General features: G+C 30.2%; 19 protein-coding genes and 1 pseudogene. 18 read left to right on the forward strand and 2 right to left on the reverse strand.

What is annotated here, in order from left to right; all coding sequences use genetic code 11:
- The 6 genes and pseudogenes from rlmB to CIW83_RS19900 all read left to right on the forward strand — a co-directional run.
- A partial coding sequence (gene rlmB, locus CIW83_RS19880; protein ID WP_143598602.1) for a 23S rRNA (guanosine(2251)-2'-O)-methyltransferase RlmB occupies window positions 1-762 on the forward strand: 762 nt, incomplete at its 5' end.
- Window positions 763-888: 126 nt separating this feature from the next.
- Window positions 889-1911 carry a phenylalanine--tRNA ligase subunit alpha gene (gene pheS / locus CIW83_RS19885; protein ID WP_094904214.1) on the forward strand — a complete coding sequence of 341 codons (1023 nt, stop codon included), beginning with the start codon at window positions 889-891 and terminating at the stop codon, window positions 1909-1911.
- Between the two features lie 20 nt (window positions 1912-1931).
- A pseudogene (gene pheT / locus CIW83_RS19890) lies at window positions 1932-3928 on the forward strand (phenylalanine--tRNA ligase subunit beta); the annotation flags it as partial.
- 123 nt (window positions 3929-4051) lie between these two features.
- Complete coding sequence (locus CIW83_RS24020; RefSeq protein ID WP_235601426.1) at window positions 4052-4324, forward strand: hypothetical protein; 273 nt, start codon at window positions 4052-4054, stop codon at window positions 4322-4324.
- Between the two features lie 98 nt (window positions 4325-4422).
- Window positions 4423-4995 carry a cell division protein ZapA gene (locus tag CIW83_RS19895; RefSeq protein WP_094904192.1) on the forward strand — a complete coding sequence of 191 codons (573 nt, stop codon included), beginning with the start codon at window positions 4423-4425 and terminating at the stop codon, window positions 4993-4995.
- A 5-nt stretch (window positions 4996-5000) separates the two neighbouring features.
- Window positions 5001-7415 (forward strand): DUF3656 domain-containing protein, encoded by a 2415-nt coding sequence (locus CIW83_RS19900; RefSeq protein WP_201260064.1) that lies wholly within the window; start codon window positions 5001-5003, stop codon window positions 7413-7415.
- A 72-nt stretch (window positions 7416-7487) separates the two neighbouring features.
- Here the strand turns inward: CIW83_RS19900 and CIW83_RS25015 are convergent, their stop codons facing one another.
- On the reverse strand, window positions 7488-7640 hold the full coding sequence (locus CIW83_RS25015) for a type II toxin-antitoxin system YoeB family toxin (RefSeq protein ID WP_369819416.1): 153 nt from the start codon (window positions 7638-7640) through the stop codon (window positions 7488-7490).
- Window positions 7641-8021: 381 nt separating this feature from the next.
- On the opposite strand from CIW83_RS25015, the gene CIW83_RS19910 reads away from it, so the two are divergent.
- The 6 genes from CIW83_RS19910 (at window position 8022) to CIW83_RS19930 (ending at window position 12799) form a co-directional block, all read left to right on the forward strand.
- The gene (locus tag CIW83_RS19910; RefSeq protein ID WP_094904194.1) at window positions 8022-8405 is read left to right on the forward strand and encodes a hypothetical protein; all 384 of its coding nucleotides are present in this window, start codon (window positions 8022-8024) and stop codon (window positions 8403-8405) included.
- 410 nt (window positions 8406-8815) lie between these two features.
- Window positions 8816-9706, forward strand: coding sequence for a hypothetical protein (locus tag CIW83_RS25020; RefSeq protein WP_369819414.1), 891 nt, complete (start codon window positions 8816-8818; stop codon window positions 9704-9706).
- A gap of 101 nt (window positions 9707-9807) precedes the next feature.
- Window positions 9808-11193, forward strand: a complete 1386-nt coding sequence (locus CIW83_RS25025) for an endonuclease MutS2 (protein WP_369819415.1) — start codon at window positions 9808-9810, stop codon at window positions 11191-11193.
- Between the two features lie 135 nt (window positions 11194-11328).
- Complete coding sequence (locus CIW83_RS19920) at window positions 11329-12027, forward strand: YeeE/YedE thiosulfate transporter family protein (RefSeq protein WP_094904195.1); 699 nt, start codon at window positions 11329-11331, stop codon at window positions 12025-12027.
- A gap of 9 nt (window positions 12028-12036) precedes the next feature.
- Window positions 12037-12264 (forward strand): sulfurtransferase TusA family protein, encoded by a 228-nt coding sequence (locus CIW83_RS19925; protein ID WP_094904196.1) that lies wholly within the window; start codon window positions 12037-12039, stop codon window positions 12262-12264.
- A 7-nt stretch (window positions 12265-12271) separates the two neighbouring features.
- The gene (locus CIW83_RS19930; protein WP_255374536.1) at window positions 12272-12799 is read left to right on the forward strand and encodes a YeeE/YedE thiosulfate transporter family protein; all 528 of its coding nucleotides are present in this window, start codon (window positions 12272-12274) and stop codon (window positions 12797-12799) included.
- Window positions 12800-12846: 47 nt separating this feature from the next.
- On the opposite strand, the gene CIW83_RS19935 is transcribed toward CIW83_RS19930, so the two are convergent.
- The gene (locus CIW83_RS19935; RefSeq protein ID WP_094904198.1) at window positions 12847-13737 is read right to left on the reverse strand and encodes a LysR family transcriptional regulator; all 891 of its coding nucleotides are present in this window, start codon (window positions 13735-13737) and stop codon (window positions 12847-12849) included.
- Between the two features lie 416 nt (window positions 13738-14153).
- On the opposite strand from CIW83_RS19935, the gene CIW83_RS24570 reads away from it, so the two are divergent.
- From CIW83_RS24570 to CIW83_RS19965, 6 genes are all read left to right on the forward strand, one after another.
- A complete protein-coding gene (locus CIW83_RS24570) occupies window positions 14154-14816 on the forward strand; it encodes a C-GCAxxG-C-C family protein (RefSeq protein WP_094904199.1) in 663 nt (220 codons plus the stop codon).
- Between the two features lie 210 nt (window positions 14817-15026).
- The gene (locus CIW83_RS19945) at window positions 15027-15560 is read left to right on the forward strand and encodes an RNA polymerase sigma factor (protein WP_094904200.1); all 534 of its coding nucleotides are present in this window, start codon (window positions 15027-15029) and stop codon (window positions 15558-15560) included.
- A complete protein-coding gene (locus tag CIW83_RS19950; protein ID WP_094904201.1) occupies window positions 15544-15879 on the forward strand; it encodes a hypothetical protein in 336 nt (111 codons plus the stop codon). The genes CIW83_RS19945 and CIW83_RS19950 overlap by 17 nt, the downstream gene beginning before the upstream one ends.
- On the forward strand, window positions 15876-16604 hold the full coding sequence (locus CIW83_RS19955) for a hypothetical protein (RefSeq protein WP_158220187.1): 729 nt from the start codon (window positions 15876-15878) through the stop codon (window positions 16602-16604). The genes CIW83_RS19950 and CIW83_RS19955 overlap by 4 nt, the downstream gene beginning before the upstream one ends.
- Before the next feature lie 74 nt (window positions 16605-16678).
- Window positions 16679-17896, forward strand: coding sequence for a MerR family transcriptional regulator (locus CIW83_RS19960; protein ID WP_094904203.1), 1218 nt, complete (start codon window positions 16679-16681; stop codon window positions 17894-17896).
- Window positions 17897-17998: 102 nt separating this feature from the next.
- The gene (locus CIW83_RS19965) at window positions 17999-19264 is read left to right on the forward strand and encodes an MFS transporter (RefSeq protein WP_094904204.1); all 1266 of its coding nucleotides are present in this window, start codon (window positions 17999-18001) and stop codon (window positions 19262-19264) included.
- Window positions 19265-19306: the final 42 nt, after the last annotated feature.

Below are 19306 nucleotides of genomic sequence, written 5' to 3' on the forward strand. Positions count from 1 at the left end.
ATTAAGGAAATAAAAACTTTATATAGAAAAAAAGGAAGAATTAAAAATAAAGCTTTTATTATTGAAGGCATAAAGATGATTGAAGAAGCAATAGATAATAGCTATCTAGTTAAAAACATTATATATACGGATCAGCTTCTAAAGACTAAAGATGGAGAGAATTTTTTTGAGAGGATAAAGGATTTAGATAATACTATCTATGTGCCGAATAATATTTTTAAAGAAATTTCAGGCACTGAAAATCCACAAGGAATATTAGGGATTGCAAAGTTGGAATATGAAAATCTGAATGAAATGTATAAGAAACAAAGGCCTTTTTTATTATTCTTAGATGGAGTACAAGATCCAGGAAATATGGGGACTATAATTAGGACAGCAGATGCTTTTAATGCAGATGGTATAATAATTACAGAGGGATGTGTAGACCCTTATAATCCTAAGGTTGTTAGGGCTACAATGGGATCAATTTTTAGAGTCCCATTATACTATATTTCAGATGGAATTCATGAGTTAAAAAATTTGAAAGATATGAATATAGGGGTATATTCAACAGCTCTAACTGGAAGTATACCAATATATGAAGCTGATTTTCAGGAAGGGTTTGTTTTAATCATCGGCAATGAATCAAATGGAGTTAGGAAAGAAATATTTTCTTTATCTGATAAGCTAATAAAGATACCTATGCCTGGAAAAGCTGAGTCCTTAAATGCAGGCGTAGCAGCTTCGATTATAATGTATGAAGTAATGAAGCAGAGAAGCTAATACTTCTTGAGTTTTGAAATTCTAGGTGCTATAATTGAGTAAATACTTTGAAATTTTGACCTTTATTCTTTGGAAAAGGTCTTGTTTTTTATACTATGGCAAAGGAGTAGAATTATGAAGGAAAATATGAGAGAGAAATTGCTAGAAATTAAAGAAATTGCACTGAGCAGTATCAATGAAGTAGCAGGCTTAGATGAAATAGAACAATTAAGAGTGAAGTTTTTAGGGAAAAAAGGAGAACTAACATCTGTATTAAGAGATATGGGGAAATTAATAGCAGAAGAAAGACCTATAGTTGGGCAAATTGCTAATGAAGTTAGAGATGAACTAGAAGATGCTATTTCTTCAATGAAGGAAAAACTTACTGAAGAAATGAAAAAAACTAAAATGAGCAAAGAAAAGATAGATATAACTATGAGCACTAATAAAGAAAAATTAGGTCATAGACATCCGCTTTTAGCAACAATTGAAGAGTTAGAAGATTTATTCATAAGTATGGGTTTTTCTGTAGTAACTGGGCCAGAGATTGAAACCGTTGAAAATAACTTTGATGCACTGAATTCTCCAGAAAATCATCCATCTAGGGACTTATCAGATACTTTTTATATAACGGAAGACATTTTACTTAGAACTCAAACTTCTCCGGTACAAATAAGAGCAATGAAGGAGATGGGGGCACCTCTTAGAATCGTATCTGCTGGTAGAACTTTTAGATTTGATGATGTAGACGATACACACTCGCCTATGTTTCATCAATTAGAAGGTTTGGTTGTTGATGAAAATATAACAATGGCTAACTTAATTCATACTATAGATGTATTTATTAAAGAATTATTTGGCAAAGATATGGAAACTAGATTTAGACCTCACTATTTTCCTTTTACAGAACCCAGTGGAGAAGTAGATGTGACTTGCTTTAAATGTATGGGTAAAGGCTGTGACTCTTGTAATGGAACTGGTTGGAGTATGGAATTATTGGGTTGTGGTATGGTGCATCCTAAGGTTCTAGAAAACTGTGGAATTGATCCTGAGAAATATAGCGGATTTGCCTTTGGTATGGGGATAGACAGGATTACAATGGTTAAATATGGCATTACTGATATTAGACTATTATTTGAAAATGACAATAGATTTTTGGAACAATTCTAGATAGAAAAGGGAGTGGAAAGATGCTATTACCTATAAAATGGTTAAAGGATTATATTGAAACGGATAAAGATGCTAGGATTTTAGCAGATGGACTTACTCTGTCTGGATCACATGTAGAGTCAATCATAGCATTGAATAAAGGTGTGGAGAATGTTGTTGTAGGAAAGATTATTGATATAGAGAAACATCCAGATGCAGATAAACTTTCAATCTGTAAAGTAGACATAGGTAGTGAGACTTTACAGATTGTAACAGGAGCTACGAATCTGAGTGTAGGGGATTATATCCCTGTGGCAGTACTAGGCTCTAAGTTACCAGGAGATATTATAATAGAAAAAACTAACTTTAGAGGAATAGACTCCTATGGAATGTTATGCTCATTAAAGGAGTTAGGGTATAGTGATAATGTTATACCAAAGGAAATGAAAGATGGTATATTTATATTAGATAAGGAATATCCATTGGGAATATCTATAGTTGATATAATAGGACTAGATAATGAAGTTATAGAGTTTGAAATTACTCCAAATAGACCAGATTGTTTAAGTATTATTGGTATGGCTAGAGAGACAGCAGCTACTTTTAATATAAATCTTAAAGAACCTCAAATCAGTATAAAAAATGAAGTTGAAGATATAAAGAATTATTTAGATTCTATTGATGTACCGTCTGATAATTGTAATAGATACTATGCTCGAGTAATAAAGGATGTAAAAATAGGAGTATCACCACTTTGGATGCAAACTAGGCTTATGGAGGCAGGAGTAAGACCTATAAATAATATAGTAGATATAACAAATTTTGTAATGTTAGAATATGGCGAGCCATTACATGCATTTGATTTAGAGAAAGTTGAAGGCAGAAAAATTATTGTAAGGGAAGCCCTAGAAGGAGAAAAAATACTTACCTTAGATGAAGTAGAGAGAAATCTGAGTTCATCTGATTTAGTTATTGCAGATGCTACAAAACCTATCGGTATAGCTGGAGTTATGGGGGGGTTTGATACTGAGATTACAAGTAGTACTAAATATGTCCTTCTAGAGGGTGCAAACTTTAATGGCAAGAGTGTAAGGCTTACATCGAAGAGATTCGGATTAAGAACAGAAGCATCAACAAGATTTGAAAAGGGAATAGATTCAAACTTAAGTCAAACTGCTGTAGAAAGAGTATGTCAACTAGTAGAAGAAATAGGAGCGGGTATAGTTGTTAAAGGAAATATAGATGTATATAAAAAGGTGAAAGAGGAAAGTACAATAACTTTAAGACCAGCTAGAGTAAATAAACTTTTAGGAATAGATATCCCTGTAGAAACCATGATTTCTTACTTAAATGGGTTAGGACTTGAATCTAAACTTGAAGGAGAATTAATTTCTGTAAGGATACCAACCTTTAGACTAGACCTTGAAAGAGAAATAGATTTAATTGAAGAAATTGGTAGAATTTATGGATTTCACAATATAGAGAGTAAGCCTTTAGTAGGTGTATTAACTAGAGGTGAAAAACCAAGAGCTAGAAGAATTGAGGATAGAACTAAGGCTATATTACAGGGACTTGGATTAAACGAAGTAATGACTTATTCATTCATTAGCCCTAAAGCTTATGATAGGATAAATGTTTCACAAGATAGTTCTTTAAGAGATTATATAAGACTTATCAACCCTTTAGGAGAAGATATAGTATAATGAGAACCACTCTTATACCTAATATGCTAGAATTACTTAGTAGAAACTATAATCGTGGTGTTGAAGAATGTTCTGTATATGAAATAGGAAATACATTTATTGCAAAAGAATTTCCTATAGTAGAATTACCAGAGGAAAAGAAGATTTTATGTTTAGGTGTCTATGGAAATAAGGATTTTTACTATCTAAAGGAAGTTATAGATAAGACTTTAGGCAGGCTTGGTATAAGAGATATAGAATATATTAGAGAAGAAAATGATCCTACATTCCACCCAGGTAGAACAGCGAAACTTATGTTAAATGGCGAAGAAATTGGTATCTTAGGAGAGATCCATGTAGATGTTGCTGAGAACTACGACATAAAAGATAGAATATATGTTGGACAGTTGGATTTTAACAAAATAGTTGAACTAACAAATTTAGAGGTTAAATATAAACCATTGCCAAAATATCCTTCAATGCTTAGAGATTTAGCATTAGTGGTTAAAGAAGATATATTAGTTGGAGATATTCAAAAGATAATCTCTAGACATGGAGAGGGATTAATAGAAAAAATTGAACTATTTGATATATACACTGGAAATCAAATTCCAGAGGGCATGAAAAGTGTGGCATATTCTATTACCTATAGATCTTACGATAGAACACTTAGAGATGATGAAGTAAATAGTATTCAACAATCTATCATAGAAGACTTGGAAAATTCCTTTGATGCTAAGCTTAGATCATAAAAAGAGTAGAAATTTCTACTCTTTTTTCCCAAAAAAGAAGGAGAATCAATAAGAGTGTCGAATATATTAATTATAAACTATAAAGGAGTGGTATAGTTATGACGGAAAAAAGAAAAATAAATATATTAATAGATGGTCGTAACTTTACAGTAGTGGGAACAACTGATAATGAAGACTACGTTAGATCTCTAGCCCGCTATGTTGATAAGAGGATAAGAGAATTAGCAAGTAAAAATGATAGACTTTGTCAGACTAGTTCGGCTACATTGGCAGCCTTAAATATTGCGGATGAATTCTTTAAAACTAAAGCAAGATTAGAACAACTGGAGAATCAATCTAAAGACCCAATGGAGAAATATGGAAATGTAATCTCCGAATTAGAAAAGGCAAAATCTACTATTCAGGGCTTGGAAGCACAATATTTCCAGTATAAAGATGAGCTTTTGCATGCTAAAATTGAAACTGAAAATGCAACTAAGGAAATAAGGAAATATGAGCAAGCTCTAGAGATAAAAGAAAAAGAATTAGTGGAAAGTCAGAAAATGATAAAATCTTTACAGGATAAAGTATTTGATAACCAAATTGAATTAATTGAAACTAAGAAAGAATTAGTAGAAGTTCTGAAGTTATTAGATGATAAGAAAAATATATTTGTCAAGGAGGAAGTTTAGAATCTGTGAATAATAATATTGAATTACTTGCTCCAGTAGGTAGTATGGAATCTCTCTATGCGGCTATACAAAATGGGGCCAATGCAGTTTATTTAGGAGGAAAGCTCTTTAATGCTAGGCAATATGCTTCTAATTTTGATTTTGATGAGCTAAAAGAGGCTGTTGATTATGCTCATTTAAGAGATGTTAAGGTATATATAACTGCCAACATTTTAGTTGATAATTCCGAGATGGAAAATGTAATAGACTATATTAAATTTCTCTATGAGATAGACGTAGATGGTATAATTGTACAAGATTTAGGCTTAGCCAATCTTATAAGAGAGTTTTTTCCTAACTTAGATGTCCACGGAAGCACACAAATGACAATAAATAATTTGCCTGGAGCAGAGTTTGTTTATGACATGGGATTTACCAGAGTTGTACTAGCTCGTGAGACCCCTATAGATGAAATAAAATATATTCATAACAATACCCCCATTGAGTTAGAGGCATTTATTCATGGGGCTCTTTGTGTTTGTTATTCTGGGCAATGTCTAATGAGCAGCTTAATTGGAGGAAGAAGCGGAAATAGGGGTAAATGTGCACAGCCTTGTAGAATGCCATCTTCATTAATTGATAAAAATGGAAATACTATTAGAGATTGGGATAAGAAACATATACTTAGTCCCAGAGATTTAAATACATTAGAAAATCTTGAAGAAATAATAGAAAGTGGAATTATATCATTAAAGATAGAAGGAAGAATGAAGAGACCTGAGTATGTAGCTACTGTAGTGAAAAACTATAGAAAGGCTTTAGATGAAGGCGCTAAAAACTTAAAACCAGAAGATAAAAAAGATGTAGAACAAATATTTAATAGAGGATTTACTAAAGGCTTGACCTTTGGAGATTTTGGTAGAGACTTCATTACCATAGAAAGGCCTGATAATAGAGGAATTTTAGTAGGGAAGGTTACAAGAGCAGATAAATATAATGTATTTATATTGCTTGAAGAGGATGTAAATGAAGGCGATGGCTTAGAGTTTGTAACTGGAAATGGTGAATATAAAGGCATAAAGGCTTCATTTTATGGTAAAAAGGGAACAACAATGAAATTAGAAAAGCCTGGTTATATATTAAATGACTCTTTAGTATATAAAACTTCTAGCATCAATTTATTAAATAGTGCTAAGGCAAGTTACCAACAGGAAAAAATAAAAAGGCCTATAGATATGGAGATAAATATAAATATCGGTGATAATCCTAAGCTAATGATTATGTATAGGGGCAATATGGTTACTGCACTTGGGGAAGGGAAAGTAGAAAAGTCTGAAAGGGTATCTCTTACGAAGGAAAAGGTAATAGAACAATTATCGAAATTAGGGGATACCACTTATATTCTAAACAATATAAATATTAATCTTGATGAAGGAGCATATCTACCAGTATCTATCTTAAATCTCCTAAGGAGAGAAGCAATCGAAAAACTAGATAGGATAGTAGAAAATATAAATCATAGAAAGCCTATAGATGAAAAGGAATATAATATTAAAAAGAAAAGCTATTTTAAGTATCAAGGAAAGAATATGAAGCCTGATAATAAAATCAGCGTAAGAGTTAATGACGTTGAACAATTTAATGATTTAGATTTAGAAAAATTAGATAGAGTGTATTTAGGATTTTATGATGGCTTGGAAAAAGCAGCTAATAAAGTACTAAATCAAGGTAAAGAAGTATATATCTGGGCAGATAAGATATTATATCAGAAGGACTTAGATAAATTAGGAGAATTAATTAGTCCTATAAAGAAAAATATCAATGGCATTTCTGTATCAAATCTTGGAAGTCTAAAATATATGCAGGATAGGTTTGAATTAAATATTCATGGAGATATTGGGTTAAATATATTTAATAGCTATTCCTTAGAATATCTTAAAAATATTGGACTGGGAAGTGTAACACTGTCACCTGAACTAAATCTAAATCAAATTAAGAAGATTAACGAACATTCAGATGCGTTTACAGAGACTATTGTCTATGGCTACCTGCCAGTTATGGTTACAAAGCATTGTCCTATGTCCTTAGTTAAAGGATGTAAAAATGATAAGGCCTGTGGAAGTTGCCAGTATGTGAAGGGATATGGGTTAAAAGATAGAATGAATATTACATTTAAGATGGATAGAAGAGATGGATTTACTAATATCTATAATTCTGTTCCATTAATGGTATTGGATACCTTAAAGCAGATTTACAATAGTGGAGTATCTATGGCAAGATTGGATTTTACAATGGAGACAAAGAATATTAGAAATATACAGAAAGCTTTCTATGATTATAGTAAGGGTATAATAGATGATAATTCTGCAAGAGAATTTATAGAAAGCTTTAGAGAAGATACAAGTATAACAAATGGCCACTATTTTAGAGGTATAATATAGTAAAAAACTTTGATAGACATTAAAATCCCAGAGAAAACATTCTCTGGGATTTTAAAATGCCATTGCAACTGGCTATATAAACATTATCCTTATCAATACTATAATCAATCTATGTTCCATTTCGATTCTATGACTCCGATATCCAGTTAGTTCATGCTTCAAAGACTCTGGCTTTCCTAAGTCATCACCTTTTAGGTTGTTTTTATTTTTTTTAAAGTCGGCTATGGTTTTAAAATCAGGTTGTAATTTTCTTAATAACCATATCACCTCAATGTTTATGTTGCTTTCATTCTCGCGTTTCCTCTAATGAAAACAATATTTTTATCACCCTTTACAATTTATTATTTGGCAATTATGAAATAAAGAATTTGATAAAATTCTACAAATAATGTCGAAAAACGCATGAAAATAAATAGGCTCAATGGGTTGACAAAAAAATATATAGTAATAGCATTTTAATAAATAAGAATAATCGATATATTCTAATTTTAATAACAATTCAAAAATATTTATGAATGATATAAGGGTAGTTATATTAAATTAGATAAGGTGAGTAACTAGCAAGAGTCTCACATTTACACAATATAATAGGAGGAGGTGAATATAGTGAAAAAATCATTGCTTGTATTAACAGTTTGCTTCCTGCTTATCACAGTTTTAAGCATTAATATGTCTTTCGCCAAGAATATGTATAACCCTGAAGACATAACATGTTTCTATTATTCAGATGAGAGTGATTATAGAGAGAGTTGGCTTGAAGGTGTGGAAAAGAGTGTTTCAAAATTGTTGGAAAAATATGACGATAAAGTTTATGTAAAACAGTATCCAAGCTTTGATGAGTTGAAGGAATATTTTGTTCGTGACGACACCAATAGTACGTTTTACAATCCAGAAATAATTGATAAAAACATAAGCTTACGATATACATATAGAATAAATAGATATTCAGATATCTTCGAAGCAATATTTGTGGATTGTGAAGAAAAATAAATACCAAAAAAGAAAGGAACTTAAAAGATTCAACAGTTTTAATAATAAAATAGCATGGACATTTTATTATTGGTATAATTGAACTATCGAGAACTAGAATTGTATCAGGTAGCATACCTTTGTGTCGCTTGCAAAATCCTAACCTTTGTAACAAATTTCATAATTTTCTGGTTGTTAAACAACTTAATAAGTTCGTATAATAGCTGATGAAGGTATCTTCATGGGAATCTCTTCTTTGTGATTTGATGTAACTTTGAGATTCTCATTTTTTATGATTTTTTCTTTGAAGTGTCTGAAAATATGTTATTCATCTAATAACTCTCTTTTCTTTTCAGAACCTTTTTTATTGCCTATAAATATGTTATAATTACATTATTGCAGGGTAATTTACGAGAAGGAATGATTATAAAATGAATGTAAAGACCTTAAAAACATTAGAATATAATAAGATTATAGATTTACTTCTAGGAAAAGCTGAATCTAGCCTAGGTAAGGATAAGGTAAAAGAAATAAAGCCTTTAACAAATATGGAAGATATAGAGCATCTTCAAAGAGAAACAGAGGAGGCCTATACACTTTTAATAAAGAGAGGAACACCGCCGCTGTACGGAATACACAGTATAGCACCTGAAGTTAAAAGGGCAGAAATAGGCGGAGCTCTTAGTCCTGGGGGCTTACTAAAGGTATCTGACTCTCTAAGAGTATCTAGGGGATTAAAAAACTATATAAAAGAGACGAAAGAGGATAAAGTATCTGATTATCCTATAATAGAAGAATTAGTTGAGGGGCTTAGGGTTTTTAAACATATTGAAGATGAAATAAATAATGCTATAATATCAGAAAATGAAATCTCAGATAATGCTAGCTCAACGCTTAGAAGTATTAGAAGACAAATAATTAGTAAGAATGAGGCAGTAAAGGATAAGTTAAACTCAATAATAAATTCCCAGACTAACAAAAAATATCTTCAGGATAGCATTGTAACTATTAGAGAAGGAAGATATGTAATACCAGTTAAATCAGAGAATAAGGGAAATGTACCAGGATTAGTCCATGACATGAGTGGGAGCGGGGCAACGTTATTTATAGAGCCTATGGCAGTAGTTCAGTTAAATAACGAGCTTAGAGAGTTAGAGCTAAAAGAAAGAGAAGAGATAGAAAGAATTTTAAGGGAACTTTCAAACTTAGTTGCAGAAGAATCCGAAGGGATTGGAAATAATCAAAAAATCCTTCAAGAATTGGACTTTATTTTTGCTAAAGGGAAACTTGCCCTTGATATGAAGCGACTAAGCCAATACTAAATGAAAAAGGATATATAAATATTAAAAAAGGTCGTCATCCACTGCTTAATGTAGCTAAAATAGTACCAATAGACGTATACCTAGGAAGAGATTTCAATTCCTTGATAATAACAGGGCCGAATACTGGTGGTAAAACCGTTACATTAAAGACTGTGGGGTTACTTACTTTAATGGCTCAGTCAGGACTTCATATCCCTGCCGATTTTAATTCAGAGATAGCAATATTTACTCAGATATTTGCAGATATTGGAGATGAGCAAAGTATAGAGCAATCTCTCTCTACCTTCTCATCTCATATGGTTAATATAGTAGATATATTATCTAAAGTAGAATATAATAGTTTAATCTTATTTGATGAACTTGGAGCAGGAACAGATCCTACAGAGGGTGCAGCTCTTGCCATGTCAATACTTGATCATTTACTTAAATTAAATGTTAGATCCATTGCTACAACTCATTATAGTCAATTAAAGCTATATGCATTAACTACAGAAGGTGTAAAAAATGCATCTGTGGAATTTGATGTGGAGACTTTAAGCCCCACATATAGATTGCTTATTGGAGTACCAGGTAAATCTAATGCTTTCGAAATATCTAAAAGACTTGGATTACAAGAATATATCATAGATTATGCAAAAGACCTTATTTCTAAGGAGAATGTAGAATTTGAAGATGTGCTACAGGCTATGGAAAAAGATAGATTAGCTACAGAGGCTAATAGGGCTGAAGCAGAAAGATATAGATTAGAAGTAGAGAAATTGAAGGCAGATTTAGAAATAGAAAAAGATAAAACAAAGGAAATGAGAGACAAGATTTTAGTTAAGGCTAAGGAAGATGCTAGAAATATATTAAGATTAGCTAAAGAAGATGCAGATTCTATAGTAGGAGAATTAAGAGATATATCTAGTGAAATAGAAAAGGATAGAAATAGAAAACTTCAAGAAGCACAGGATAAATTAAAAGCTAAATTAAATAAGGCTGAGGGAGAAGTGTCTCGTAACGTACTAAATGTAAAATCCAATAAGCCGCCAAAAAACTTGAAGGTGGGAGAAACTGTGGAGGTTCTTACCTTCAATCAAAAGGGTACAGTCCTTGATGAACCAGATGATAATGGAAATGTAAGGATTCAAGTGGGTATAATGAAAATAACTGCTCATATATCTACGTTAAAGAGAACAACCTCAGATGAAGAAGAAAAAGTCCATGGTAGTACAAAAAAAATAATGGGATCTAAGTCTAAAGATATTAGGACAGAAATTGATTTAAGAGGAAAAAATCTAGATGAAGCATTTTTAGAGTTAGATAAATATTTAGATGATGCATATATTGCGGGATTAAAGCAAATTAATATAATACATGGTAAAGGTACTGGAGTGCTGCGAGATGGGATAAAAGGATATTTAAGAAGTCATAGACATGTCAAAGCTTCTAGATTTGGTACCTTTGGAGAAGGTGGAGATGGCGTTACAGTAGTAGAGATTAAGTAAAGAATTTAAAATATAAAAAGGATACCTAGATTAACAAAGCTAGGTATCCTTTTAACGTTGAGATAATTATTGCTTTTAGTGTATAATGAGTTTAAGAAATCTGTTTTATTTTTATCAATGGAGGTGAATGTATATATGACATCTGGAAAAATTGAAGAGCTAAAACAACAAAGACAAAAAGAAATAAAGTTAAGAAATAGTCAATTGAAGTACTTTCTTTTTGTTGCATTGATTTGCTTTATTATTTGTTTCTATTTTGTTTATAAAAATACAACATATGTCATAGTTTGGACTATAGGTATTTTAATTGGATTTACTATGCAACGTTCTAGATTTTGCTTCGCTGCAAGTTTTCGTGACCCAATTATGGTAGGAACTACCTCACTTTTTAGAGCTGTAATTATTGGATTAATGATTTCTACAATAGGTTTTAGTATATTTCAATATATAACAGTTAGTAATACTCTGGAATATTCTATATCGAAAATTCCAGGACAAATTTCTCCTGTAGGGTTTCATACTATAATAGGGGCTATTATATTTGGTATAGGTATGGTTATAGCAGGGGGATGTGCTTCAGGAACATTAATTAGAATTGGAGAGGGCTATATGATGCAGGTAATTGTTCTTATAGGATTTATTATAGGTACTACGCTAGGAAGTAATCACTTTGAATTTTGGGACAAACTATTTATTTCATCGTCAAAAACTATATATATACCTGAGTACATAGGTTTTATGCCAGCGACTTTAATACAATTGATAGTTCTAGGTATTATATACTGGGTAGCTATTTGGTATGATAAACAAAATAACATTATGGTAGATTTATAGGAGGTTATTATGGCTGAATATAGGCTAGATTGTATGTATGAAGCATGTCCTATTCCGTTATTAAAAGCATTAAAAAAATTAAATACTATGAAAATAGGAGATTTATTAATTATGCAAACAGATCATAATTGTTCCATAGCTAATGTGGTAGAGTGGACTAAGAAACAGGGACATTATATTGATTATATAGAAATAGCAGAAGGGGAATGGGAAATCTATATTGAAAAAGCTAGATGATTAGGAGGTGGTTAAATTGGAGTTAAAGAATAAAGTATTTAAGAAACCATGGCCATACTGGGTAGGAGGAATTGTTTTAGGACTTTTAAATATACTTTTATTATTTACTACTGGGGCGGCTTGGAAAGTTACAACATCATTTTTATACTTAGGTGCAGGTTTTTTAGAAATCATAGGAGTTAATCCTAGTGAGTGGCATTACTTTAGTGCATATGATAATCAATTAAAACATGGGGAGACATACTTTAATAATAGTTTAATACTTATGTCGGCTGCTATGGTCTTAGGTTCTCTATTATCGGTATTATTAGCTTCACAATTTAAATTTAAAAAATTAAAAAACAAAAAACAATTTGTATTTGCACTTATAGGAGGAATTCTTATGGGATATGGTACTAGGTTAAGTTTTGGATGTAATATAGGTGCCTATTTCAGTGCAATACCATCTCTTTCTCTTCATGGATGGGTCTTTGGAATATTTATGTTTGTAGGTGCATGGATTGGAAGTAAAATACTGTTTAAATATATATTATAAATTAATTATAAAAGTGGCTTTCAATATTGAAAGCTACTTTTATAATTTTAACAAAACCCTCTCTTCGATGATTTTATAAAACTTATAAATTCTTTTTCATGGGGATTAAGATTATAATCTTCTCGATAGGCAATAAAAAATTCGCTAATGATATCTATGCCTTTCACCTTAATTTCTTTTAAATCACCGTCTTTTAAATTGCGTTTTATTGATAATTCTGGAATAAAAGATATACCTTTTCCAGATAATACAGATGTTTTAATTGCTTCCATGGAGTTCAATTCATATATAACATTTAAGTCTTCGATTTTGATATTATGTAGAAGTAATTCTTCCTTAATAGTTTGATAGGTTCCAGAACCATTTTCTCGAAAAATTAAGGGGAGTTTTTTGAATTCATCTAAAGTGATGACATCTTTTATAACGGGTAAAGATGTTACAAGTAACAAGCGATCAGATGCAATTATACTGGTTCTAATATTGGGAGATTCTCTATTGCCATGGATAATACCTATGTTAATAGTACGCTCAAGTAAATTTTTAATAACATCCTCCGTATTGCTTATCTGAAAGTTAATATCTACATCTCTAAAATCTTGTTTATAAATATAAATACTACAAGGTAGAGCATATTCACCTATAGCCTTACAGGAACCTAATAGAAGTTCTTTTCTATTAAACTTTAAGTTTTTCAAATCTCTTTCTATATTATCTTGCATAGATAGAATGGTGTCAGCATATTCAAATACTATTTTTCCTGCCTCGGTTAATTCTACCCCTTTATTACTTCTGATAAATAACGTTACCCCTAAGTCTTTTTCTAATGATTGTATTTGCATACTTAATCCCGGTTGAGTTAGATGAAGGTGTTTAGCAGCTTTTGAAATGCTATTTAATTGTACTGCTACGTAAAAGGCTTTTAAATATTGTAAGTTCATAATGTAGCTCTGAAAAATTTAATTAAATTTTTCTTATATTATAGTAGAAATCACTATACATTTAGACGAATATCTGTCGTCTAGCCTGAGCAAGGCGAATTTCCCTCCTTTTAAATAAAATCTAAATTACGAATTAATAAAGTAATTATAAAAATTATAAATACGAATTTTATAATTATAAGGTATATCTATTAACTTATAGTATATCATGAAATATTAAAATTAAAAGTTGTCATTATTTTATATGTTACTTTAATTGCAGAAATAAAAACATTAATAAAATATAGTTATAGACCATAATTAAGTCTTATTATGTAGAGTGTTAAATTTATACTATAATATTTAATATAGAGATGTTAAAAAAATGACATAGTATTTAATTGAGGACAAGTTAAATTTAGTAAGGAGGATAGATTATGGGAAATATAGAAAAAAAACAAATATCTAGAAAAGATTTTATCAAAGGGGTGGGAGTTTCATTAGCAGGAGTTGCTATGGCAGGAAGTGTAGGTGGGCTACTCACTGCATGCTCAAATATTGGAACAGCAGGTACAGCTAATTCTACAGAAACACTAGAATGGCCATATAAGTATAAAAAGTTAAATTTAGAAGAAGTTAAAGAAAGAGCTTACAATGCTTATAAAGAAAAAGGTGGTTGAGGTATTGGTGTAGCCGATGGTTTCTTCGGTTCATTAGCTGATGAGGTAGGATATCCCTTTAATCAAATTCCACCAGAGGCATTTATTAGTTTTGCAGGTGGATTTGGTCAAGCTACATTATGCGGTTCTTTAGGAGTTGCAGCAGCTTGCATAGGAACAGTAACAGATGCGGAAACACAAAAAAAATTAGTAGGGGAATTATTTAATTGGTATAAGAAGCAGAATTTTCCAGAGTATCAACCAGAAAATCTAAATTTAACTCAGACAGTTGCAGACTCATTATTATGTCATGATTCTGTAGGCAAATTTATGAAAGCTCAAGGTGTAGGATATGGAGACCCAGAAAGGAAAGCTCGCTGTGCTGGAGTAGCAGCTGAAGTTACATCTAAGATGGTAGAGCTTTTAAATGAGCATTTTTAATAGTTAAAATTACAATAAAAAGATGAGAAATTTCTCATCTTTTTATTGTTTATGGATACTATCTTCATAGCACGACATTAAATTATATATTAGATTCCTTTGAGTTAGTGATGTTCAGTTTCGGTTAATAGATATTTATTATAAGAAAACTTAAGAAAAAATGAACCATATATAATATGGTGACGATAACAGTATGAGGAGGCGGTGGTGATGAATGTATCGGATGTAGAAGAACTAATTGATCTATATGGAGATATTATTTATGGATTTTGTAGGAGACTTGCAGTAAATAAGTCCGATACAGATGATTTATATCAACAAACTTTTCTAAGAGCTGTAGAAATTCAAGAAAATATAGATATAGACAATAATCCAAAAGGATTTTTAATTTCTCTTGCAGTAAGTATATGGAAAAATACCATTCGTAAAAATGCTCGGCGTCATAGGATTGCACCAACAGTCAGTATAGAGGGAAATGATTTATGGGATATATCAATCAATAGCATTAGTACAGAAGATATAGCTATTTCAAATGAGTTAATAGGTCAAGTAAATATTATAGTTTCTAACCTAAGTGATAAATTTAGGATACCGATTATTATGTATTATAATGGAGATATGTCTATATCAGAAATTGCAACAACTTTAAAGTTACCACAGGGAACAATTAAAAGCCGTTTACATAAAGCTAGATTAATTATAAAAAAGGAATTGGAGGGGAAAGGCTATGAAGGATATAGATAAGGGAAGTATTGACTTTCTACTAGAAAAATCCCTTGCATCATATGATAAAGTTGATGAAAAGTTAAATCAAGAATTAAAGAAAAAATTAAGATATGGAAACTCTAAAGAGAAGACTATATCTATATGGTGGCTTCCAATGGTTATTTCTATCTTTACAACCATAGCAGTATCAACAATAGCTTTCATTTATATTCCATATGGAACTTTACAGATAATGATTATGGTATTTGGATTATTGACTATGATATTTAGCATAGTATTGACAGCTATTGGAGTTAAGTACTTTGAACTTAAGAAAGGAGCTATGATTTGTCTATGAATATGTTTATACTGTTTGGAATATTAATATCATTTATTGTTGTGACATTTGCTTTTCTAGGTACATGGACATATAGAGATGCAAAAAAAAGGAATTTAAATGCAGGCTTATGGACTGCTATAGTATTATTGGTTCCCAACTTAATGGGATTAATAATTTACTTCCTAGTAGCTCGTAAGGATGAGATGATCAGATGTAATAAATGCGGTAGTATGGTGCCGGGATCATCCAATTATTGTATGACTTGTGGAAATGAGTTCAAAGAAGATATTAGATATTACAGGGAAAATAGAGAAAGTAATTCGAAGGGACTTATGATAGGATTTATTATTTATTTCATAGTTATTATTATAATCTTTATGGGTTTTGTTCTGATAGTATTTAGAGATGGTGACTTGAAAGCACATAGTGGAATATCAATAGGGTCAATAGAAAATAATATAGGGGATAAATGGAATGTATCATATATTAGTTCTACTAAAGAATTTACCCGTAAAATAAAAATAGAAGATAATAATCCGAGCAGACTATATATTGAATCAGAGTGTGGTAAGGGGAAGCTTTCATTACGCTTAGTACAAGCAGATATAGAAAGAACTATAGATTTATCACCTGAAAATGATGGCTATCAATTTGATTTATCTATATTTAAAGACGGGGAAGTCAAACTTTATTTAATTGGGGATAATGCTAAGAATGTAAAATTCAAATCATACTGGGAATAATATGATTATTTAATTTAGTTATGATAAAATTTTCATATAGGAAAAGCAATAAAGAAATTATAGGTGGTGAGTTAGTGAGAATAGGAAAATTTGCTGAAAGTAATAATCTTACTATTGATACTGTTAGACATTATATGGATTTGGGATTAATTATACCTGAAATGCAGGGAGGGCAATATTATTTTGATGATAGATGTAAGTCGGACTTAGAAGATATTCTAAATTTAAAGGGTATGGGATTTACATTAAATGAAATTAAATCTATATTTATGTTTAGGAGACTAGGAAGTCTTACTCCATATGAACAAAATCAATATTATAAAACATTTTTTGAAAGCAAATATAAGAGTATAGGAGAGGAGATAGATAATCTCAAAGAGATTAGAAATAATCTTAAAATTAAAATACAAGAACTACACAATATTAGCATAGAACGAAAGAACAAAATGGGTATTGACTTTAGAAATCTAAACATGTTTAAATGTTTAAAATGTAATGGTGATTTAATACTCTCTAAAGGAAGTGTAGATAGCAATCAAGTAATTGATGGAAAGTTAATATGTAATTGTGGTGTAGAATATGATATTGATGATGGAATATTAATAATTAATCATGAACCTATGGATCATGGATTGAAATTTGATTATAAATATATAGAGGAATATATAAGCTTAACTGATATAGAGTATTTAGATAATGTATATAAAAATTTAGAACTGATGCATAAGAAAATAGAGTTTGATAATTTTAAAAACAAAACAATATTAGAGTTAGGATCTGGTAATGGTTTTTTCTTAAGACATATATATAATGAATTACCTGATGACTCCATTTATATAGCTGTTGATAATGATATTGGGAGACATAAATTTTTGAAAAGTATGCTAGAGCTTATAGATTCCAATAAAAATATAATATTTATATGTTCTGATTTTACTGAGATTCCTATAGGAAATAAATCTATTGATGTTCTTGTGGATTTTTCAGGAAGTAGTAATTATGGATTTTCAAAGGAGCAATTTTTGTTGAATGAAATAGATAACTATATTAAAAAGACTGCTTGGTTGATAGGTTCATATATAATATTTAAAAATTTTAGTGTAAATAGTAAAATAGATGATAAATATAGAAAAAGTTTTATTTTAAAGAATGTAAAAGAAAAAATAAAGAATCTAAGTTATGAACTTATTTATGAAAAAGTTTCGGAACCTTTAGGTAAAGGTGGAAAATACGAAAATTATTTTGTAAAAGGAGAAGAGGTATATTCTTATTTGTATTATGGAAAAAGATAGGGTTAACCCTATCTTTAATTATTTGTGCAAACAAAAAGAGTTAGAAAATGTATTGACATTGCCTAATCACTACTATTTAAGATGTGGTCAGGAGGGATCAATATGAAAAACAAAACGGAGAGATTAAATTTCATATTATTTTCATTAGGTAAATTTGTATCTATTTTTGGTGCATCTATTTATTCTTTTGCCATGGGACTTCATGTATTAAAAATTACAGGTTTAGGTCTGAGCTTTGCCATGACTTTAATAGTTAGTATAATACCTATGCTAATTATAAATCCATTTGCTGGAGTTGTAGCTGATAAATTTGATAAAAAAAAGATAGTAGTTTCCATGGATATATTAAATGGAATATTTCTTATGTTATTATATATAGTTAGTAATATATATGGTTTGAATTTATTAATTATATATATAAGTACATTTATTACTACAATTTTTACCACTATATTTGGCATATCGATGGAATCAGCAATTCCTAATATTGTATCAGAGAATATGCTAATGAATATTAATTCAATTAGCAAGATCATAGATTCTACATCTTCCATATTAGGACCGATGGTAGGAGGAATAGTATTTGCCTTAATAGATATCAGATATTTTATTCTATTTAATGGAATATCCTATATATTTTCGGGAGTGTCTGAAATGTTTATGGATTTTAAATATAATTATAATGAAAGTAATAAAAAAGAAAATAGCATTAGCTTTGTGAAAGATATGAAAAATGGATTAGAATATATTATAGAAAGAAAAGATATAATAGGAATTTTTAGTGTGTTTATTAGCTTGAATTTTTTCATGGGTTTGTCAGTCACAATACCTTTGCCGTATATAATAAATAATGTATTGACATTAGATTCTAGGAGTTTGGGAATAATTCAGAGTGCATTTCCAATAGGAATGATAATTGGTGCATTGATAATCAAAAAGATTATGCAAAGAGCTTCCTATAAAAAGATTTTAATGTTTGCCAGCTTAGCATTAGGTATATGTACAAATTTATTGGGAGTTCCTATCTTGTTTAAAAACTTATTATTTACTAATACTATATATACTTTCTATTATTGTGGAATAATGATTGTATTTGGAGTCGCAATTTCTTTTATAGATATACCGATTATGTATATGTTACAGAAATTGATACCAGATGAATATAGAGGACGAGTTTTAAGTATAGCTATGAGTATGGTTAAAATTATACTTCCATTAGGATTGATACTATCTGGATTCTTACTGAATATAATACCAGCTTATTTTATAACTACTGTGGGAGGAATAATGTTATTCACCACTAATATATTAGTTTTAAATAAGAAAAAATCATTATTTTGGGATATAAGTGAACAGAAACAATATTAAAGTTCATATACTAATAGAGTAGTTTTAAATATTACTTGTATT

Source organism: Tissierella sp. P1 (assembly GCF_002266425.1).
Classification (GTDB): domain Bacteria; phylum Bacillota; class Clostridia; order Tissierellales; family Tissierellaceae; genus Tissierella; species Tissierella carlieri.